The following is a 16,192-nucleotide window of genomic DNA, read 5'->3' as shown; positions in this document are numbered from 1 at the left end:
AACAATTAAGCTGAGCATCGCAACTTTATTGTGTTGAAGACTACCAAATTAGCTGAAATTGGCTCACAAGAGAACAATTTTTTGGTCAGGGATGTGTGTAAACATACAAAATAGAGAAATGTCCTGAGCGATCGGAAGATGAGCGAAGAGCGCGACTGTTGTTTTGGCCCCGATCCCGCTTTGAGCGATGCGGTGCTCCAGGTGCAAGTTCTGACCATAAGCGAGCCCCTGCCGGTACACGCAGCCCTTACCCAGGCGGGATTGACCCTCCAGCAAAGGTGCCAGCGCCTGCCGGAGCAGATTCAACCGCAGAGCGTTCAAGAAGGCTGATTATTGCACTGCCGGGGTAAGCGCTTTTACAAGCAGCTGCTCGATGCGCTCCAGCAGGCGCTCCTGCCCGAGACCGGCCAGTTCGGCGGCGATGGCGAGGCCACCGGCACCGACGCCCTCCTTGACGTAGCCCCGCTCGTAGGCGCGTAAGCCCGCAAAGCGCGAGCAAGCAAAATTCAGCTCGCTTGCGATAAGGGGCACGACGCCGATGCGCTGAGCAAGCAGGGCCGCGTCGGCGCTCGGGTCGGAAGCCACCCAGCGGGTCGTACCGACAGCGATGCGGTCCGCCCGCCAGAAGAGTCCATTTTGCTCTGCCAGGTGCTGGGCTACCGCCGCAATCGCCAGCATCTGGGTGCCACCGGCGAGGAGAACCGGCCCCCGGCCACTGGCGGCAATCGCCATCCCGGCAATGACCGGCTGGGCCGGATCCCCCAGCGCCGCAAGCATCTCCAGGGCAGAAGCAGAAGGGCTCAAGCAGGCGCGGGCGCGGGCCTGCTCCACCAGGGCGCGCTTTTGATCGTGGTTGCAGGTGGGATGGGAACTGTTGACCAGGCCGTCTGCCTCGTAACCCAGGGCGCAGAGCACCGCGAGAGCGCTCGTCGTGCCCCCGGCGACGCACTCGCCGATCGCCAGATAATCGCCCGCAGAAGCGAGGCGCTCCCCCCAGTGCAATCCCTGCTCAAAAAGATGCTCCACGACCGCAAGATCGAGGGCGGAGCCGCTGCTGAGGCAGCGCGCCGGCGCACCACCCAGATCGACCGCCCCACTGCAGGACTCCACCAGCCCCGCATCCAATACCCAGACGGGCAGATCGAGCAGTTCGACGACCGCACGGCTGATGATCACCGGCGAGGGGTACCCTTCTGGAGCGGTGGGAAGCCGGCTCGTTTCGCCCCTCAAAAGCATCAGCGCGTCGCCCGCCGCCGTGGAGCGGCGCGCCTCGGGGGTGAGCCCCGCCGCCGAGATGCCGGGGATGAGGCAGGTGGCAGTAAAGCCCAGCACACAGGCAAAGGCAGGCCGGACTCCTGCCAGTGCCGCTATCCACCGCCGGCCCGCAGCCGGATCGAAGCTGTAGATCACCATGTCGCCGATTGTAAGCGAGTGCCTCAGGCCAGCGCCTGATCGACGAGCGCACCGATCCCGGCAATATTTTTGATGAGCGCGTCGCTCAGGCCAAAGCGCTGCTGCAGGTAGTCGGGCCGGTTGTAGCTCAGCCAGACCTGGCCCTGGCTGTCCTCCCAGCCAAGCGCCTTGAGGGGCAGATCGAGGGCGCTCACGGGAACGGCGGCCATCAGCGGCGTGCCTGCCCGTGGATTGCCAAAGATAAGTAGTTGAATGGGCGTCAGGGCAAGACCGACTTTTTCGGCTTCGGCCTGCTGATCGATGCGCGAGAAGATGGCGATGCCCTTCGCTTCGAGCACCGCCACCAGTCTGTCGATCGTCTCAGAGACTGAATAGGGGCTGGGTTTGCTGACGATACCGTTGTCCATACTTATCATCGACCGCAAGTGTACGCGAATGCTCTACCGAGCAGCCCAATCCTACTACAGATTCGTTGCAAGACACGGCCACGGTTCGGTGTGGTCTATACCGGCGGTTGTGCCAGGGCCAGAACGATCTTGTAGGCTTCCCGCACTTCGACAGCCACCTCGATGAGTGCCTGTTCACACTGGGCGCGAGGGGCAGGCTGATCGGGGCCGAACCAGTCGGCTGCCTGGGCGCTGAGCGCGTCTAGGCGGCGCAACTGGGTGTAGAGAATCCGGGCGGCCTCGCGGTGGGGCGAGGGCAGCGCGGGCAAAAAGCGCTCCTCGACGTGGCGCGTCAGATCGGGGTGGATGGTCATGGCTGCAGGCGCTGAGACAGACTTTTTTACTATCCCAGAGGTAAGCACCAGGACAGTAGCGGCGAATACGGACTCTCGACGGCAAGGGTGTCTGAATAGCGCCACGATCAAGTGTTCTTCCGGAGAGTTCTCGACATGCGCAAAGCTCTGCTCACCGCCCTGCTCTGGCTCAATCTAACTGCTCCCCTGCTTGCAGCGCCGATCAAGATCGGTTACAGCGCCTGGCCGGGCTGGTTTCCCTGGAAGGTAGCCGAGGAGAAGGGACTATTTAAGAAAAATAATGTCGATGTGCAGATGGTCTGGTTCGAGGGCTACGCCGATTCGATTAGCGCCCTGGTGGCGGCCAAGCTCGATGCCAACTGTCAGACGCTCAACGACACGATCTCACCGGCGGCGGCGGGAGCAAAGCTCAAGATCGTCCTTACCAACGACAACTCCGCCGGCAACGACCAGATTATCGTCAAAAAAGACATCTCCTCGATCAAAGACCTCAAGGGCAAAAAGCTCGGCGCGGAGCTGGGCACGGTGGATCACTACCTGCTGCTGCTGGGCCTTGAGAAGGCGGGGTTGAGCGCCAAAGACATCCAGTTCACGCCTATCGAGACCGGCGCTGCCGCTGCCGCCTTCGCCGCCGGGAGACTGGACGGGGTGGGGGTGTTTGCGCCCTTTACCACCAAGGCTCTCAGTACCGGCAAGGGCAAGGTGCTCTTTAGCTCCAAAGATTTTCCCGGTGCCATCTCAGATCATCTTGTCTTCCGCGAAGAGTTCGTCAAAACCCATCCCGACGAGGTGCAAAAGATCGTCAAGACCTGGTTCGATACCCTCGATTACATCCAGAAAAACCCGAAAGAGGCGGTCGAGATCATGGCCAGACGGGCAGGGACGAGTATAGAAGATTACAAGAGCTACGACAGCGGCACGCGCATCTTCTCACTCGCTGAAAATCTTGCCACCTTTGCGCCGGAGACGAAGGTGCCCACCAACCTGCACTACCAATCGAAGATTATCGCGAGCTTTCTGGTCAAGTCGGGCCTGGCCAAGACCAGGCCCGACTTGAATGCGCTCTTTGACGCTCGCTTCATCAAGGCGCAATCGCGCACCGCCGCCCTGCCTTAAGCAGGCTACCAGCCGACTTTTTTGCCCTGGTTCTGGGCGTCAAGCCAGCTTTTGAGCGGCGCGAAGTAGTCGAGCATGGCCGAGGCGTCCATCTGGCGCTCGCCCGTCATCGCGTAGAGCGTATCGGGCCAGGGTTGGCTCTGACCGGCGGCGAGCATCGCTGCGAGTTTTGTCCCAGCAGCGCGGTTGGCATAGATCGAGCAGCGATGCAAGGGACCGGTATAGCCCGCCTCGCGGCAGAGCGCCCGGTGGAACTGAAACTGCAGTATCCTCGCCAGAAAGTAGCGGATGTAGGGCGTATTGGCCGCAACGTGGTACTTGGCTGCCGGGTCAAAGTCGGCTTCGCTGCGGGCCAAAGGCGGTGCGATCCCCTGGTAGCGCTCGCGCAACTCCCACCAGCTCTTGTTGTAATCTTTGGGCTGGGTTTCGCCTGAGAAGACCTTCCAGCGCCACTGGTCGATGAGCAGGCCGAAGGGCAAGAAGGCAACCTTGTCGAGCGCCTGCTTGAGCAGGAAGCCTGTGTCCGATTCGGGACCGGGAGCTTTACCCAGCAGGCCCACTTTGACCAGATAGTCGGGGGTGACCGAGAGGGCGATCGTGTCTCCCACCGCCTCGTGGAAGCCGTCGTTGGCGCTGTTTTGAAACAGGGGAGGCTGGGTCTTGTAGGCGCGCTGATAAAAGTTGTGGCCCAACTCGTGATGGATGGTCACAAAGTCGCTGTCCGTCACCTCCGCACACATCTTGATGCGCACGTCGTCGAGGTTGTCGATGTCCCAGGCGCTGGCGTGGCAGACCACGTCCCGGTCCCTCGGTTTGGTGAGCATCGAGCGCTCCCAGAAAGTTTTAGGCAACGGCGCAAAACCGAGGGAAGTAAAGAAGCGCTCGCCGTAGCGGAACATCTCGCGCTCATCGACTTTTTTGGCCGTCAACAGCTGGGTGAGGTCATAGCCGCGCTGGTCGTTGGCCGGAGCAGCCAGCGGATAGATATTGCCCCACTCCTGCGCCCACATGTTGCCCAGCAGATGGGCCGGAATCGGACCGTCGGCAGGTACCAGCTGCGTACCGTACTGCTCGCCCAGTTTTGTGCGCACGTAAGCGTGGAGAGACAGATAGAGCGGCCTCACCTGCTGCCAGAGCCGCTCGACCTCGGCGCTGAACTGGGCCGGGCTCATGTCGTAGTTCGAGCGCCACATTGCGCCGGTATCCGCGAAGCCCAGCTCCCGCGCCCCTTTATTTGAAAGCTGCACAAAGCGCTCGTAGCGCGGGCGCAGGGGCCGGGCAATCTGGTGCCAGCCCTGCCAGACATCGAGCAATTCTTTTGGATCGCGGCTGGTGCGCAGGATGCGCTCGAGGTCGTTGAGCTGCAGGCATTCCTGTTTGCCATCTACTGGCGAGCGGCAGTAGGTGCCTTTGCCGTACTCGCTCTCCATGCCGACCGTCAGCCGGGTCAACTCCTGCTGTTCTTTGCTGTCGCTGGGCGGCGGGGCAATCAGGTTCAACTTTAACAACTTGAACTTGCGCGCCAGTTCCGGCGGCATCTGCAGGTTGTCGAAGCGCTTCGCCTCGATGGCAAAGCGCTGGATCGCTGAATTGAGGTTCGTCTGGGCATCCGCTGAGAGCGCTTCGGTGTCGTCGGTAATGTAGGTGGCACCCACCCAGCTGGCGCGGTTGGCCTTGACATTCAATTCGGCCAGTTCGCCCTCGGCGCGCTGCATGAATTTTTGAGCCTCGGCCACCGACTGAACGAACGCCAGACGGGGAGCGGCGGATGCTGGGGCCGTCGCCGCCACCGGGCTGCCCAGCGCAGCCAGCAAGGCGACCAGATAGACATTGCGGTTCACAGGACTGTCTCTTCTTTTTGGACAGTCCCGACCATAACATTTCTGCTCCAAACCAAACAAAAAGGCTCCCGAAGGAGCCTCTGTCAACAAACTTTGAGGAAAGATTGCTGGAATTAGCCGTTGAGGTCAGCGGTGCTCACCGCCACAGGCACACTCTCGCTCGACGCCAGGTCCAGCGGGAAATTGTGCGCATTGCGCTCGTGCATCACTTCCATTCCCAAGTTCGCCCGGTTCACCACGTCCGCCCACGTGTAAATCGCACGGCCCTGCGAATCCACGATGCTCGAATTGAAGTTGAACCCGTTCAGGTTGAACGCCATCACGCTGATGCCCAGCGCCGTGAACCAGATCCCTACAACCGGCCACGCCGCCAGGAAAAAGTGCAACGAACGGCTGTTGTTGAAGCTCGCGTACTGGAAAATCAGACGACCAAAGTAGCCGTGGGCCGCAATGATGTTGTACGTCTCCTCTTCCTGACCAAACTTGTAACCGTAGTTCTGCGACTCCTCGTAAGAAGTCTCACGAATCAGGCTGCTGGTCACCAACGAACCGTGCATCGCACTGAAAAGCGAACCACCGAACACTCCCGCCACTCCCAGCATGTGGAAGGGGTGGTTGAGAATGTTGTGCTCCGCCTGAAAGACAAACATGAAGTTGAACGTGCCGGAGATACCCAACGGCATCCCATCGCTGAAACTGCCCTGACCAATCGGGTAAATCAAAAACACCGCCGTCGCTGCCGCCACAGGCGCACTGTAGGCAATGCAGATCCAGGGACGCAAGCCCAGACGATACGATAACTCCCACTCCCGACCCAGGTAGCAAAACACCCCAATCAAAAAGTGGAAGACGACAAGCTGGTAAGGCCCGCCGTTGTAGAGCCACTCATCCATGCTGGCTGCTTCCCAAATCGGATAAAAGTGAAGACCGATAGCGTTGGAGCTGGGAATGACAGCGCCGGTGATGATGTTGTTGCCGTAAAGCAAGGAGCCGGAAATCGGCTCGCGGATGCCGTCCATGTCCACCGGCGGGGCGGCGATGAAGGCGACGATGTAGCAGATGGTAGCCGAAAGCAGGGTGGGGATCATCAAGACGCCGAACCAACCGACGTAGAAGCGGTTGTTGGTGGAGGTGACCCAGTCGGCGAAGCGCTCCCACAATCCCTGAGTCGAACGACGCTCAAGTGTTGCAGTCATAGTTCTGATAAATCCAGATAGTAAGGTTCATCACTATAAACGATACATTAGTTCACAGACTTCTCAGCATTTACTCAATTGCTTTTTGCTTATATTTGCTATCAGCAGGACTTATAGCTCAGAGTTGAGTTGGAGTCCACGGGGAGTGCCGCAGAGTCTGGCAGGCCGATGCGATAATACCCATGTTCTCACTAGCGGGCGGATGGTCAGCACGGCGCACACCGATCTACAGCTAAAAACGGCAGATGGTCTGCGCTTGCACCTCTCGCGCTGGGAGGCGACCGTGCCTGTGTGCGGGACGGTGCTGGTGATTCCTGGTAAGGGCGAGCATGGCGGGCGTTATACGAGGCTGGCGGATTGCCTTGCGCCGATGGGCTGGCGGGTCTGGGGACTGGATCTGCGCGGTCAGGGCCGCTCCGAGGGACCGCCTGCTCGGGTGGACCGCTTTGGGCAATTTTTGATCGATGTCGAGGCGGCACTGGAGGGGCTGGGTAATACAGGAAAGGATCGGCCCGTCGTGCTGTTGGGCTACAGCATGGGGGCTGTGGTGGCAACGCTCGCTGCCCTGGAGTGGCCTGAGCGCATTCGGGGGCTCATCTGTGTATCACCGGCCTTCTCGATCGAAAACCGTCTGCCCAGGGCGACAAAAGTAGCGATGCACCTGCTCAACTGGCTGGCTCCCCACCGCATCCTCACAAGAGAGTACAACCCGGCCAGGGTGACAACCGATGTGCGGGAGCAGGAGCGGATCGCAGCCGACCCGCTCATCAATGGGATCACCCGCGCCCGGCTGGTGAGTGAGTTGCGCCGGGCCGGCAGGCTCTGCATCGTGCGGGCTGAGAGATTGACGCTGCCGACCCTGGTTCTGCTGGCACCGGTCGATGCGGTCGTCGAGGTAGCAGGCACGCGCCAGTTTTTTGACCGCCTCGGCAGCAACGACCGGATGCTCAAAGAATACGCCGACTGCCGCCACGACCTGCTGCACGATCATAGAAGCGCCCAGGTCCAGAGCGACATTCAAAGCTGGCTTCAGCAACGCTATGTCAGCCGTTGAATCCCAGGGATCAAATGGCCTGCAGCCGGCGGTTTTTCTCGACCGCGACGGTGTACTCAACCAGGAGCGCGGCTACCTGCACACACTCGAAGATCTCGAACTCATCAGCGGCGCAGCGGAGGCGGTGCGGCGGTTGAACGAGCGGGGATTGTTCACGGTTCTGGTGTCCAATCAGTCCGGTCCGGCGCGGGGCTACTACCCGCTCGAACACGTCGAGGCGCTGCATCGGCGGCTTGCGATGCTCTTGAAGACTGAGGCGGATGCCTGGCTCGACCGGGTGCTCTTTGCGCCGACGCTCGGGCCGGACGAGGGCGGCACCCAGGCCGGGTACAGCTACTGGTCCGCCTGGCGCAAGCCAAACACCGGTATGCTGGTGGCGGCAGCCTGGCGGTTCGACATCGACCTGCGCCAGAGCTTCATGGTCGGCGACAAGGCGACGGATGTGGACCTGGCCCGCAACGCCGGCTGCCGGGGCATCCTGGTCGAAACGGGTTTTGGAACGCAGGTACGGACGGGCCAGTACCAGTACCGCGTCGAGCCGGATTATCTGGCTTCTGACTTGAGTAAGGCAGTGGACTGGATCCTCGGGCACTAACCGGTGCTTGCCAGGTCCCTTGCTCGAATTTCTCGATAGAGCGTGTCGCGCTGGTAGGGTTCGCGGCCAGCGGCGCGAATTGCCTGGCGCAGAGCCTCTGGAGACTGACAGGTGCCGCCCTGGGCTCCGGCCATCGTCGTGATGTGCTCCTCCATCAAGGTGCCGCCGATGTCGTTGCAGCCCCAGCGCAGCGCCTCGCTCGCCCCAGCGATGCCCAGTTTTACCCAGCTCGGTTGGTGATTGACGATCCAGCGACCGAAGAACAAACGGGCGACAGCCTGAATAAGCAGCGTGTCCGCCAGCAGGGGCTGATCGCGGCCTACCCGCGAGCGCAGGGCACGGGGAGCAGCCAGGCCCACGTAGGGCAGGAGGACGAATTCGCTGAAGCCGCCGGTGCGCTGCTGGATCGAACGCAGCACCCCCAGATGAATCGCCCGCTGCGTCGGTGTCTCGATGTGGCCTGAAAGCAGCGTGCTCGTCGTGGGCAGGCCAAGGCGGTGGGCAGCCTGGACGGTCTGCACCCACTCGAAGGTGCTGAGCTTTTCTGGACAGAGCCGACGGCGCACCGGTTCGTAGAGCACTTCCGCCGCTGTGCCCGGCATCGAATCGACCCCCGCTGCCTGCAGTTCGGCCAGAACCGTTTCGACAGGCAGCCCATCGGCGCGGGCAATAAAAAACGACTCCTGGGGTGAAAAGGCGTGCAGGTGAATGGGGGCAAAGCGCGACTTGATCGCATCGACCAGTTGCAGGTAGTAGTCGAGCACCCGGCCACGGTCGGGGCGCACCGCCGGGTTGAGCCCTCCCTGCATACAGATTTCGGTGGCACCGTAGCGCACCGCCTCGGCGGTCTTTGCAAGAATCTGGGCAAAGTCGAGATGGTAAGCGCCGGCCTCCCCCGCATCGCGGCGAAAGGCGCAGAACGAGCAGTGCTGGATACAGATATTCGAGAAGTTGATGTTGCGGTTGATCACGTAGCTGGCCCGCTCCCCGACCAGGGCCGAGCGCAGGCTGTCCGCCGCCGCCCGGATGCGCTCGCGCCGGTGCGGGTCTGTCTGTGAGAGCAAAAAAGCAGCGTCAGGCACCGACAGGGGCCGGTCTGCGAGGGCATGATCGAGGAGGGACTGGAGCCTGTCGTCCGTTGCAGCAATGTCAGCCATACTATCCATGGTATGGAGCAAACCTGGCCGAAAGTCCAGTTGCCGCCGACGGGCAGAACCTCCGGCCTGTCGCGGGCGTCTGGATCCATAGTGTCGATCGAATCTGCCGATGGCCGTTGTCAGTAAAAAGCAAACCCAGCAGGGATCAAGGTGGCTGCTCCTCGCCGCAGGGGCGGCGGCTCTTCTGGCTGTTGTCTGGTTTATCTTTGCTCGTTCTCCGCAGCCAGCCGATCAGGCGCAACTGGATCAGCAGACCGTCCGGGCAACCCGCCAGGACATCACCGTCACCGTCTCAGCCGCCGGAACGATCAAGCCCCTCACACCTGTAAATATCTCCCCCAAGCAGCCGGGTCGGCTCGCAGCCCTGTACGTCGATCAAGGAATGCAGGTCAGAGCCGGTCAGATCCTCGCCCGCATGGACGACAGCAATCTGCAGGGGCAGCTTTTGCAGGCGAAGGGTGCCCTCGCCGCCGCCCAAGCCAACCTGCGCAAGCAGGAGGCAGGCAACCGGCCCCAGGAAATTGCCCAGGCCGAGCAAAATCTGCGCAACGCCGAAGCCCAGCTCATCGCCACCCGCTCGACCTACGAGAGCAACGAAAAGCTCTACGCTGCCGGGGCGGTGAGCCGCAACACCCTCGATGTCAGCCGCTCCCAGTATGAGGCGAGCCTCGCCCAGATTGGCGGCCTGCGCCAGCAGTACAGCCTGCAAAAAGCGGGCTTTCGCATCGAAGACAAAGACACCGCCCGCGCCCAGGTGATCCAGGCGGAGGGCACCCTCAAGGACATCCAGACCCAGGTAAACGACACCGCAATTCGCGCCCCGTTCGCCGGGGTGATCACCCAAAAATTTGCCAACCCCGGTTCCTTCGTCACCCCCACCACCTCGGCGAGTGCCACCACTTCCGCCACCTCCTCGTCGATTCTGGCGATGGCCGGGCAACTGGAGGCGGTGGCCAGCGTCGCCGAGTCGGACATCCGCAACATCTATCCAGGACAGAAGGTGCAATTGCAGGTGGACGCTTACCCGGATCGGACCTTTAGTGGCGTCGTGCGCCTGGTCGCCCCGGAAGGCGTGGTCGTCCAGAACGTCACCAGCTTCGAGGTGCGGGTGCGGATCACCGACCCGGACCGCCGGTTGCTCAGATCGGCGATGAATCTGACGGCGAAGTTTCAGGTGGGCGATCACAAGAACGCTCTGCTGGTACCGACGACAGCTGTCCTCAACGAACAGGGCCGGATGGGCGTCTACGTGCCAGGTAGGACACGCGCCCACTTTCAGCCGCTCAAAGTCGGAGCGACGGTCGGTGCCCAGACCGAAGTGCTGGCTGGCCTTAAAGAAGGCGACCGGGTTTACATCACCTTTCCGAGTAGCCGCAGGCCCAACGACCGGCCCGTGCGCAGCAACAATTCACCGCTCGGGGGACCGCCGGGGGGCAGCGGCAGCCGGGGCAACCGGGGCGTACCGCGCTAGGCAGAGGCACCTGATGGAACTCAAGCAAACCCTCACTGCCCGCCCTCGCCCCCAACCTCCGGTTCGCCGGGGTGGCCTGGATCTGATCGAGACGATTGGTCTGGCCTGGGGATCGCTGCTGGCAAACAAGCTGCGCTCGGCCCTCACCATGCTCGGGGTGATTATCGGCATCGCCGCTGTGATTGCGATGGTGGCCATTGGCCGGGGGGCACAGCAGCAGACCGAGGCCCAACTCAAGTCCCTGGGCTCGAATTTGATCTTCGTCCAGAACGGTGCTGCCGTCTTCGCCGGTACCCCCGGCGCTTCGCGGGGAGCCGGAACGGCAACGACCCTCAGCTGGGACGATGCCAGGGCGATCGCCGCTTCTTCTCAGTCGATCGCGGGCGTTGCTCCGAGCTTAAATGGCCGCGCCCAGGTGGTTTACGGCGAAGCGAATACCAACACCAATCTGCTCGGTACCACCCCCGAGTACGTCGCGGTGCGCGACTTTTTGCCGCTGAGCGGACGGTTTTTTAACCAGCTCGAACTGGAGCAGGGGGCAAAAGTGGCGGTCCTGGGCCAGACCGTCGTAGACGCCCTCGGCCTCGATGCGCGCAGTGCGGTGGGCAAGAGTGTGCGCATCCAGGGCGAAGATTTTCTGGTGGTGGGCACCCTCGAATACAAGGGAGCGACCCAGTTTCGCGATCAAGACGATCAGGTGGTGCTGCCCTTGACGACGATGGCCCGCCGGATCGTGGGCGTCAACTCTCTCAACGGCATTGCCTTGAGCAGCATTTCTGTCTCTGCAAAAAGCGCCGATCAGATCGACGCCGCCCAGTACCAGATGACGAACCTGCTGCGCCTGCGCCACAAGATCGTGCCGCCCCGCGAGGACGACTTTATCATCCGCAACCAGGCTGACCTGGTCGAGGCGTCCAACAGCGTCACGGGTATCTTTACGATCTTGCTCGGTGTCACCGCTGCGATCTCGCTGGTGGTGGGCGGCATCGGGATCATGAACATCATGCTCGTCTCGGTGAGCGAGCGCACCCGCGAAATCGGCATCCGCAAGGCGATCGGAGCGCGGCGCAGCGATATTCTCTGGCAATTTTTGATCGAGGCGGTGGTGCTTTCTACAAGTGGCGGTCTGGCAGGCATCGCCCTGGGCCTTGGGGCAGCCTGGGCGGTGAGCGCGACGCTGGGTTGGCAGACGAGCGTCGCTCCCGAATCGATTGCGCTGTCGCTGGTGGTCTGCCTCGCCATCGGCGTCTTTTTTGGTGTCTACCCGGCCCGCCAGGCGGCCCGGCTGGACCCAATCCAGGCCCTCAGGACCGATTAGGAGAAGGCGAACTATCTGTTATGAAGTAAGGCGCGGGCGGCGGCGATCTGCCGGTCGCTAAAATCTGATCGCTTCAGGCGGGCCAGGTAGGGCGACTGCCGGTAGCGGCGATCAAGGCGAATGGCCTGGGCATAGGCGCTCTGGGCCAGATCAGGGCGGCCCGCTTTTGCTTCGGCGATGGCGAGAGCCACCCAGGGATGGGGGTTGGTGCTGTCTAAGCGGGTTGCTTCCCGGGCTGCGCGGGCTGCCTCCTCAAAGCGGCCCAACTCCCACAGTCCGAGGCTGAGGTTGTAGAAGGCCACCTCGTTGTTGGGCTGCCGCTGGAGGGCGCGCCGGTTGGCTTCGACGGCGCGGGAATAGTTGCCCGTGAACAGATAAATCACCCCGAGGGCGTTGAGTGGCTTTTCGTCGTCGGGTACCAGGCTGGCAGTTTCTGTGAGAATTCCGATAGCGTCTCGATTGCGCCCCTGCAGGTGCAACTGCCAGCCGTAGTTGACACAGGCGTTGAGATGGCGGTTGCGCCCGGCGGCCAGACCCCGCTTCTGGAGCGCACAGTCGTGCTCGCGGCGGCTTAGATCCTGGGCAGGGAGGGCGGCAGGCCAGAAGAGCAAAAAGATCGTGAGTATTCGCCAGAAACGCCCCACTCGCCTTTGTACCTGCACGCGGTTTTCTCCTGTTCTAGCTTTGCAGCAGCGCTAATATGGGTGCGTTTGCGTCCCCGGTCAAAAAGAGGTGTACGGATGCGCGTCGTGCTGGTTCGTCATGGACAGAGTACCTGGAATGTGCAGGGGCTGGTGCAGGGACGCACGGATCTTTCGGAGCTGACCGAAAAAGGTGTAGAGCAGGCGCGGGCCGCCGCCGCCGCGCTCAAGAACGTCGCCTTTGATCGGGTTTTCTCCAGCCCCCTCAAGCGCGCCCGCCAGACAACCGAAATTTTGCTCTCCGAGCGTCCTGAATTGGCGGTTACATTCGATAATCGGCTGCTGGAGATCGACCTGCCCGGCTGGGAAGGGCTCAACCACGTCCAGCTGGCCGAGCACTTTGCAGAGCAACACACTACCTGGCGCACAGCGCCTGAGAAGCTCTTGCTCGGCAATTTTGCGCCGCTACCGGCCCTCTGGCAGCAGGCAGGCCAGTTCTGGCAGGCGCTCCTGGAGAGCTGCGACGGCGGTTGTGTGCTGGTGGTGGCCCACAACGCGATCAATAAAGCCTTGCTGGCAACAGCCCTCGGGCTGCCCCCCCGCGCCTACCCCTTGCTGTTGCAGTCTAATACCGGCATCAGCGTGCTGAATTTCGACAAAAGCGGCTACGCCCAGCTCGAATCGCTGAACCTCACCGCCCACACCGGTTCTCCCCTGCCGCCCTTCAAGCGCGGCGTGCGCCTGTTGCTCGTCCGCCACGGCGAGACCGAGTGGAACCGCCAGGAGCGCTTTCAGGGGCAGATCGACGTGCCCCTCAATGCCCAGGGACAGTGGCAGGCGGAGCAGGCCGCCTACTTTCTCAAAGAAGTGGCGATCCAGCGGGCCTTCAGCAGTCCGCTGTTGCGTCCGCGCAGCACGGCGGAGGCTATCTTGCGCTTCCATCATGAGGTGAGGCTGGAACTGGTGGACGCGCTGCAGGAAATCAGCCACGGCCAGTGGGAAGGCAAGTTCCGCCACCAGATCGAAGCGCTCTTTCCCGGACAGCTCGATCAGTGGCAGCGCGAGCCCCACACTGTCCAGATGCCTGAGGGCGAAAACCTTGCCCAGGTCTGGACACGGGCGTGGGCAGCCTGGCAGCAGATCGCCCAGACTGTGGGCGAGGGGACTGCTCTGGTGGTGGCCCACGATGCGATCAACAAGGCGATCGTCGCTGCCACCCTCGGAGCTGGACCGGAGGATTTCTGGCGCTTCAAGCAGGGCAACGGCTCGGTGACGGTGATCGACTATCCGGATGGCCCTACTGGCCGTCCCCAACTGAGTGCTGCCAACATTACCTCCCACCTGGGCGGTGTACTCGATTGCACAGCCGCCGGTGCTTTGTGAACTTCAGCCAGAAGCGCCTCTACGAAAACTTGACCTGTGAGAGAAAATGGTGACGGGTCACTGAGAATTCCGCAACATCCCGCCACCTGCCCCCACTCTTGCAAGCGGCCAGAGAAACATCATGTCACTCAAAAATCGGAACAAAGGTTTCTTGCGGCAGCTCAGCCTGGAAGGCACCCCCAGCAGCGATCGCCACTCCCTTGCCGATGCTGAGACCGTCACCCTGGGCCGTTCCCCCAGCTGTCAGATCGTTCTCGATTCGAGCCGCTACAGCGGCGTCTCCCGCAACCACGCCCAGATCCTGCCCCTGCCGGGCAGCACCGGCTGGCAGATCTGCGATCTCAACAGCGCCAACGGCACCTACATCAACGGCACCCGCCTCGAAGGCAGCCACATTCTCCAGAGCGGCGATCGGATCATGCTCGGCCACAACGGCCCCGAATTTCTCTTCGAGTGTGAAAAAAGCCGCCTGCCCCTGCCGGAACCGCTGCCAGTCGCCGACGCACCGCCCGATCGGATCAGCATCACCCAGCTTCTGCCCATCACCTCCACTGGCCGCGACCTGCTCAACAAGGCGTACTTGATCCCAGGGATCATCACGGTGATGTTTGTCATCGCCATGTTCAACAGTGTCGGCAAGCCGATGCTGTTCAACTTGATCCTTGCTTTTTATCTGGCGGGGGTGGGCTACTACTTCGTCTACCAGCTGTGCGGCAAGACCAAACCCTGGTGGGTGATCGTCGGTGCAGCCCTCAGCACCTGCTTGATCCTGGTCAGTCCGCTGATGGAGCTGTTCTTCTTTGTCTTTCGCTACGTCCTGCCGGGCAACACCGACGCGATGATCGGCCGGATGCACCAGGGTGTGCCCGTTGGATTTTTTGAGCAACTGACGACCTTCTTCTTCGGAGCGGGGATGCTCGAAGAATTCGTCAAGGCGCTACCGGTGCTGGCCGCCTTGATCATCGGTCGCCGCCTCGCCTCGCCCTGGCGCGAGCGGATCGGCGTGCTCGAACCGCTCGACGGCATCTTGCTCGGAGCTGCCTGCGGCGTCGGCTTCACCCTCTACGAGACCCTGGCCCAGTACGTCCCCGCCACCGTCCAGAGTATCGGAGCCCAGGCCGGGCTTGGCCTCGGGCAGATGGCGGGGCTGCAACTGCTCATTCCGCGCATCATCGGCAACGTCGCCGGGCATATGGCCTACAGCGGCTATCTGGGCTACTTCATTGGCCTCGCCGCCCTCAAGCGCAGCGCGGCCAAGCGCTGGTGGATCATTCTCGTGGGCTACCTGAGTGCCGCATCTATCCATGCGCTCTGGGACTCAGCGCGGGTGCTGGGCGATTCGGTCCTCGCCTTTGCCGGGGTGATCGCCTTTGCCTTTTTGATGGCGGCGATTCTCAAGGCCCGCAAGCTCTCGCCCACCCGCGAAAAGAACTTTGCCACACGGGCGATCCCGCTCAACAAGTAAATCTTTTCCCTAAAAAACAAGGTGCTATCAGGAGAACTTTTTAGATGAAAAGTCAGCTACTGCCTGGCTTGATTCTTGTCATGGTTGCCGGCATCTGGTCCTTCCCCTGTGCCGCCCAGCAAAATCAGACGCGCACCGTCCCCACCCAGACAGTCCCAACGGTGACGGTGCCGAGCGCGCCCACCCCCTCCGTCACTGTGCCGAATCGGACGACGCCTTCTGTCGCCGTGCCCAACAAAACGATCCCCAGCCGCTATGTGCCGACGGTGACGGTGCCTGTGAAGGTGGTTCCCAGCCAGGTGCGCGAGGCCAAGACCCAGCTCAGGGCAATCGATACCAGGACAGAAACCCGAATCGTCCTTGACGCCGATGTGTTGTTTGACTTTGATAAGGACAACATTCGGCCAGACGCAGCGGCTGCCCTCGTGAAGGTGGCCATAGTCCTCAAGGGCTATCCGGGCAAGCCGGTGCGCATCGAAGGCTACACCGACTCGATGGGCAGTGACAGCTACAACCTCGATCTCTCGCGCCGCCGCGCCGCTGCCGTCCAGGGCTGGCTCCTCCAGAACGCCCGGATCGAGAACGGACGGATGCGCACCACCGGTTTTGGTGAGTCCCATCCGGTAGCGCCGAATGCCAACCCCGATGGGTCCGACAATCCGGCGGGCCGCCAGAAAAACCGCCGCGTCGAGATTGTCGTGCGCCGAGTATAGAGGCGCGCAATAACCGAACGACTGGGCTTACAGGCGGCGGCAGTGTTCCCTGAGCCAATCTGGGCGGTG

At 61.9% G+C, this 16,192-nt stretch carries 16 protein-coding genes; 9 read left to right on the top strand and 7 right to left on the bottom strand.

Annotation, left to right across the window (positions count from 1 at the left end; genetic code table 11):
* Positions 1–138: 138 nt before the first annotated feature.
* The gene (locus GKIL_RS10860) at positions 139–330 is read left to right on the top strand and encodes a hypothetical protein (RefSeq protein ID WP_023173631.1); all 192 of its coding nucleotides are present in this window, start codon (positions 139–141) and stop codon (positions 328–330) included.
* Here GKIL_RS10860 and cobT read toward each other — a convergent pair whose 3' ends face one another.
* The 3 genes from cobT to GKIL_RS10845 all read right to left on the bottom strand — a co-directional run bounded on the left by cobT (position 331) and on the right by GKIL_RS10845 (position 2,173).
* Entirely contained in the window at positions 331–1,413 is a 1,083-nt protein-coding gene (gene cobT, locus GKIL_RS10855; protein WP_023173630.1) for a nicotinate mononucleotide-dependent phosphoribosyltransferase CobT, read from the bottom strand.
* Positions 1,414–1,436: 23 nt separating this feature from the next.
* Positions 1,437–1,820: a DUF302 domain-containing protein gene (locus tag GKIL_RS10850; protein WP_223173826.1), complete on the bottom strand. Its 384-nt coding sequence runs from the start codon at positions 1,818–1,820 to the stop codon at positions 1,437–1,439.
* 95 nt (positions 1,821–1,915) lie between these two features.
* Positions 1,916–2,173, bottom strand: a complete 258-nt coding sequence (locus tag GKIL_RS10845) for a hypothetical protein (RefSeq protein ID WP_023173628.1) — start codon at positions 2,171–2,173, stop codon at positions 1,916–1,918.
* Positions 2,174–2,308: 135 nt separating this feature from the next.
* Here GKIL_RS10845 and GKIL_RS10840 point away from each other — a divergent pair, with 135 nt between their 5' ends.
* The gene (locus GKIL_RS10840) at positions 2,309–3,289 is read left to right on the top strand and encodes an ABC transporter substrate-binding protein (protein ID WP_023173626.1); all 981 of its coding nucleotides are present in this window, start codon (positions 2,309–2,311) and stop codon (positions 3,287–3,289) included.
* 5 nt (positions 3,290–3,294) lie between these two features.
* On the opposite strand, the gene GKIL_RS10835 is transcribed toward GKIL_RS10840, so the two are convergent.
* Positions 3,295–5,130, bottom strand: a complete 1,836-nt coding sequence (locus tag GKIL_RS10835) for a M2 family metallopeptidase (protein ID WP_023173625.1) — start codon at positions 5,128–5,130, stop codon at positions 3,295–3,297.
* Positions 5,131–5,243: 113 nt separating this feature from the next.
* The gene (gene psbA / locus GKIL_RS10830; RefSeq protein WP_023172020.1) at positions 5,244–6,326 is read right to left on the bottom strand and encodes a photosystem II q(b) protein; all 1,083 of its coding nucleotides are present in this window, start codon (positions 6,324–6,326) and stop codon (positions 5,244–5,246) included.
* 202 nt (positions 6,327–6,528) lie between these two features.
* On the opposite strand from psbA, the gene GKIL_RS10825 reads away from it, so the two are divergent.
* Positions 6,529–7,380 carry an alpha/beta hydrolase gene (locus tag GKIL_RS10825; RefSeq protein WP_023173624.1) on the top strand — a complete coding sequence of 284 codons (852 nt, stop codon included), beginning with the start codon at positions 6,529–6,531 and terminating at the stop codon, positions 7,378–7,380.
* Positions 7,367–7,975, top strand: coding sequence for a D-glycero-alpha-D-manno-heptose-1,7-bisphosphate 7-phosphatase (locus GKIL_RS10820; RefSeq protein ID WP_023173623.1), 609 nt, complete (start codon positions 7,367–7,369; stop codon positions 7,973–7,975). Before GKIL_RS10825 ends, GKIL_RS10820 begins: the two co-directional genes overlap by 14 nt.
* On the opposite strand, the gene cofH is transcribed toward GKIL_RS10820, so the two are convergent.
* A complete protein-coding gene (gene cofH / locus GKIL_RS10815; protein ID WP_023173622.1) occupies positions 7,972–9,132 on the bottom strand; it encodes a 7,8-didemethyl-8-hydroxy-5-deazariboflavin synthase subunit CofH in 1,161 nt (386 codons plus the stop codon). The genes GKIL_RS10820 and cofH overlap by 4 nt on opposite strands.
* Positions 9,133–9,241: 109 nt before the next feature.
* On the opposite strand from cofH, the gene GKIL_RS10810 reads away from it, so the two are divergent.
* Positions 9,242–10,603 carry an efflux RND transporter periplasmic adaptor subunit gene (locus GKIL_RS10810; protein ID WP_023173621.1) on the top strand — a complete coding sequence of 454 codons (1,362 nt, stop codon included), beginning with the start codon at positions 9,242–9,244 and terminating at the stop codon, positions 10,601–10,603.
* Positions 10,604–10,616: 13 nt separating this feature from the next.
* Positions 10,617–11,921: an ABC transporter permease gene (locus tag GKIL_RS10805; RefSeq protein ID WP_023173620.1), complete on the top strand. Its 1,305-nt coding sequence runs from the start codon at positions 10,617–10,619 to the stop codon at positions 11,919–11,921.
* Positions 11,922–11,932: 11 nt separating this feature from the next.
* Here GKIL_RS10805 and GKIL_RS10800 read toward each other — a convergent pair whose 3' ends face one another.
* Entirely contained in the window at positions 11,933–12,583 is a 651-nt protein-coding gene (locus GKIL_RS10800; protein ID WP_023173619.1) for a tetratricopeptide repeat protein, read from the bottom strand.
* 78 nt (positions 12,584–12,661) lie between these two features.
* Here GKIL_RS10800 and GKIL_RS10795 point away from each other — a divergent pair, with 78 nt between their 5' ends.
* The 3 genes from GKIL_RS10795 to GKIL_RS10785 all read left to right on the top strand — a co-directional run bounded on the left by GKIL_RS10795 (position 12,662) and on the right by GKIL_RS10785 (position 16,123).
* On the top strand, positions 12,662–13,945 hold the full coding sequence (locus GKIL_RS10795) for a histidine phosphatase family protein (protein ID WP_023173618.1): 1,284 nt from the start codon (positions 12,662–12,664) through the stop codon (positions 13,943–13,945).
* 121 nt (positions 13,946–14,066) lie between these two features.
* Positions 14,067–15,410, top strand: coding sequence for a PrsW family glutamic-type intramembrane protease (locus tag GKIL_RS10790; protein WP_023173617.1), 1,344 nt, complete (start codon positions 14,067–14,069; stop codon positions 15,408–15,410).
* Positions 15,411–15,454: 44 nt separating this feature from the next.
* The gene (locus GKIL_RS10785; RefSeq protein ID WP_023173615.1) at positions 15,455–16,123 is read left to right on the top strand and encodes an OmpA family protein; all 669 of its coding nucleotides are present in this window, start codon (positions 15,455–15,457) and stop codon (positions 16,121–16,123) included.
* The last annotated feature ends 69 nt before the right edge of the window (positions 16,124–16,192 follow it).

This window comes from Gloeobacter kilaueensis JS1, from assembly GCF_000484535.1.
GTDB lineage: Bacteria > Cyanobacteriota > Cyanobacteriia > Gloeobacterales > Gloeobacteraceae > Gloeobacter > Gloeobacter kilaueensis.
This window is presented reverse-complemented; position numbering and strand designations above follow the sequence as displayed.

Bases quoted from the DNA above. Each gene is read 5' to 3' on its own strand.
- GKIL_RS10860 (WP_023173631.1), top strand. From the start codon at position 139: ATGAGCGAAGAGCGCGACTGTTGTTTTGGCCCCGATCCCGCTTTGAGC.
- cobT (WP_023173630.1), bottom strand. From the start codon at position 1,413: ATGGTGATCTACAGCTTCGATCCGGCTGCGGGCCGGCGGTGGATAGCG.
- GKIL_RS10850 (WP_223173826.1), bottom strand. From the start codon at position 1,820: ATGGACAACGGTATCGTCAGCAAACCCAGCCCCTATTCAGTCTCTGAG.
- GKIL_RS10845 (WP_023173628.1), bottom strand. From the start codon at position 2,173: ATGACCATCCACCCCGATCTGACGCGCCACGTCGAGGAGCGCTTTTTG.
- GKIL_RS10840 (WP_023173626.1), top strand. From the start codon at position 2,309: ATGCGCAAAGCTCTGCTCACCGCCCTGCTCTGGCTCAATCTAACTGCT.
- psbA (WP_023172020.1), bottom strand. From the start codon at position 6,326: ATGACTGCAACACTTGAGCGTCGTTCGACTCAGGGATTGTGGGAGCGC.
- GKIL_RS10825 (WP_023173624.1), top strand. From the start codon at position 6,529: ATGGTCAGCACGGCGCACACCGATCTACAGCTAAAAACGGCAGATGGT.
- GKIL_RS10820 (WP_023173623.1), top strand. From the start codon at position 7,367: ATGTCAGCCGTTGAATCCCAGGGATCAAATGGCCTGCAGCCGGCGGTT.
- cofH (WP_023173622.1), bottom strand. From the start codon at position 9,132: ATGGCTGACATTGCTGCAACGGACGACAGGCTCCAGTCCCTCCTCGAT.
- GKIL_RS10810 (WP_023173621.1), top strand. From the start codon at position 9,242: ATGGCCGTTGTCAGTAAAAAGCAAACCCAGCAGGGATCAAGGTGGCTG.
- GKIL_RS10805 (WP_023173620.1), top strand. From the start codon at position 10,617: ATGGAACTCAAGCAAACCCTCACTGCCCGCCCTCGCCCCCAACCTCCG.
- GKIL_RS10795 (WP_023173618.1), top strand. From the start codon at position 12,662: ATGCGCGTCGTGCTGGTTCGTCATGGACAGAGTACCTGGAATGTGCAG.
- GKIL_RS10790 (WP_023173617.1), top strand. From the start codon at position 14,067: ATGTCACTCAAAAATCGGAACAAAGGTTTCTTGCGGCAGCTCAGCCTG.
- GKIL_RS10785 (WP_023173615.1), top strand. From the start codon at position 15,455: ATGAAAAGTCAGCTACTGCCTGGCTTGATTCTTGTCATGGTTGCCGGC.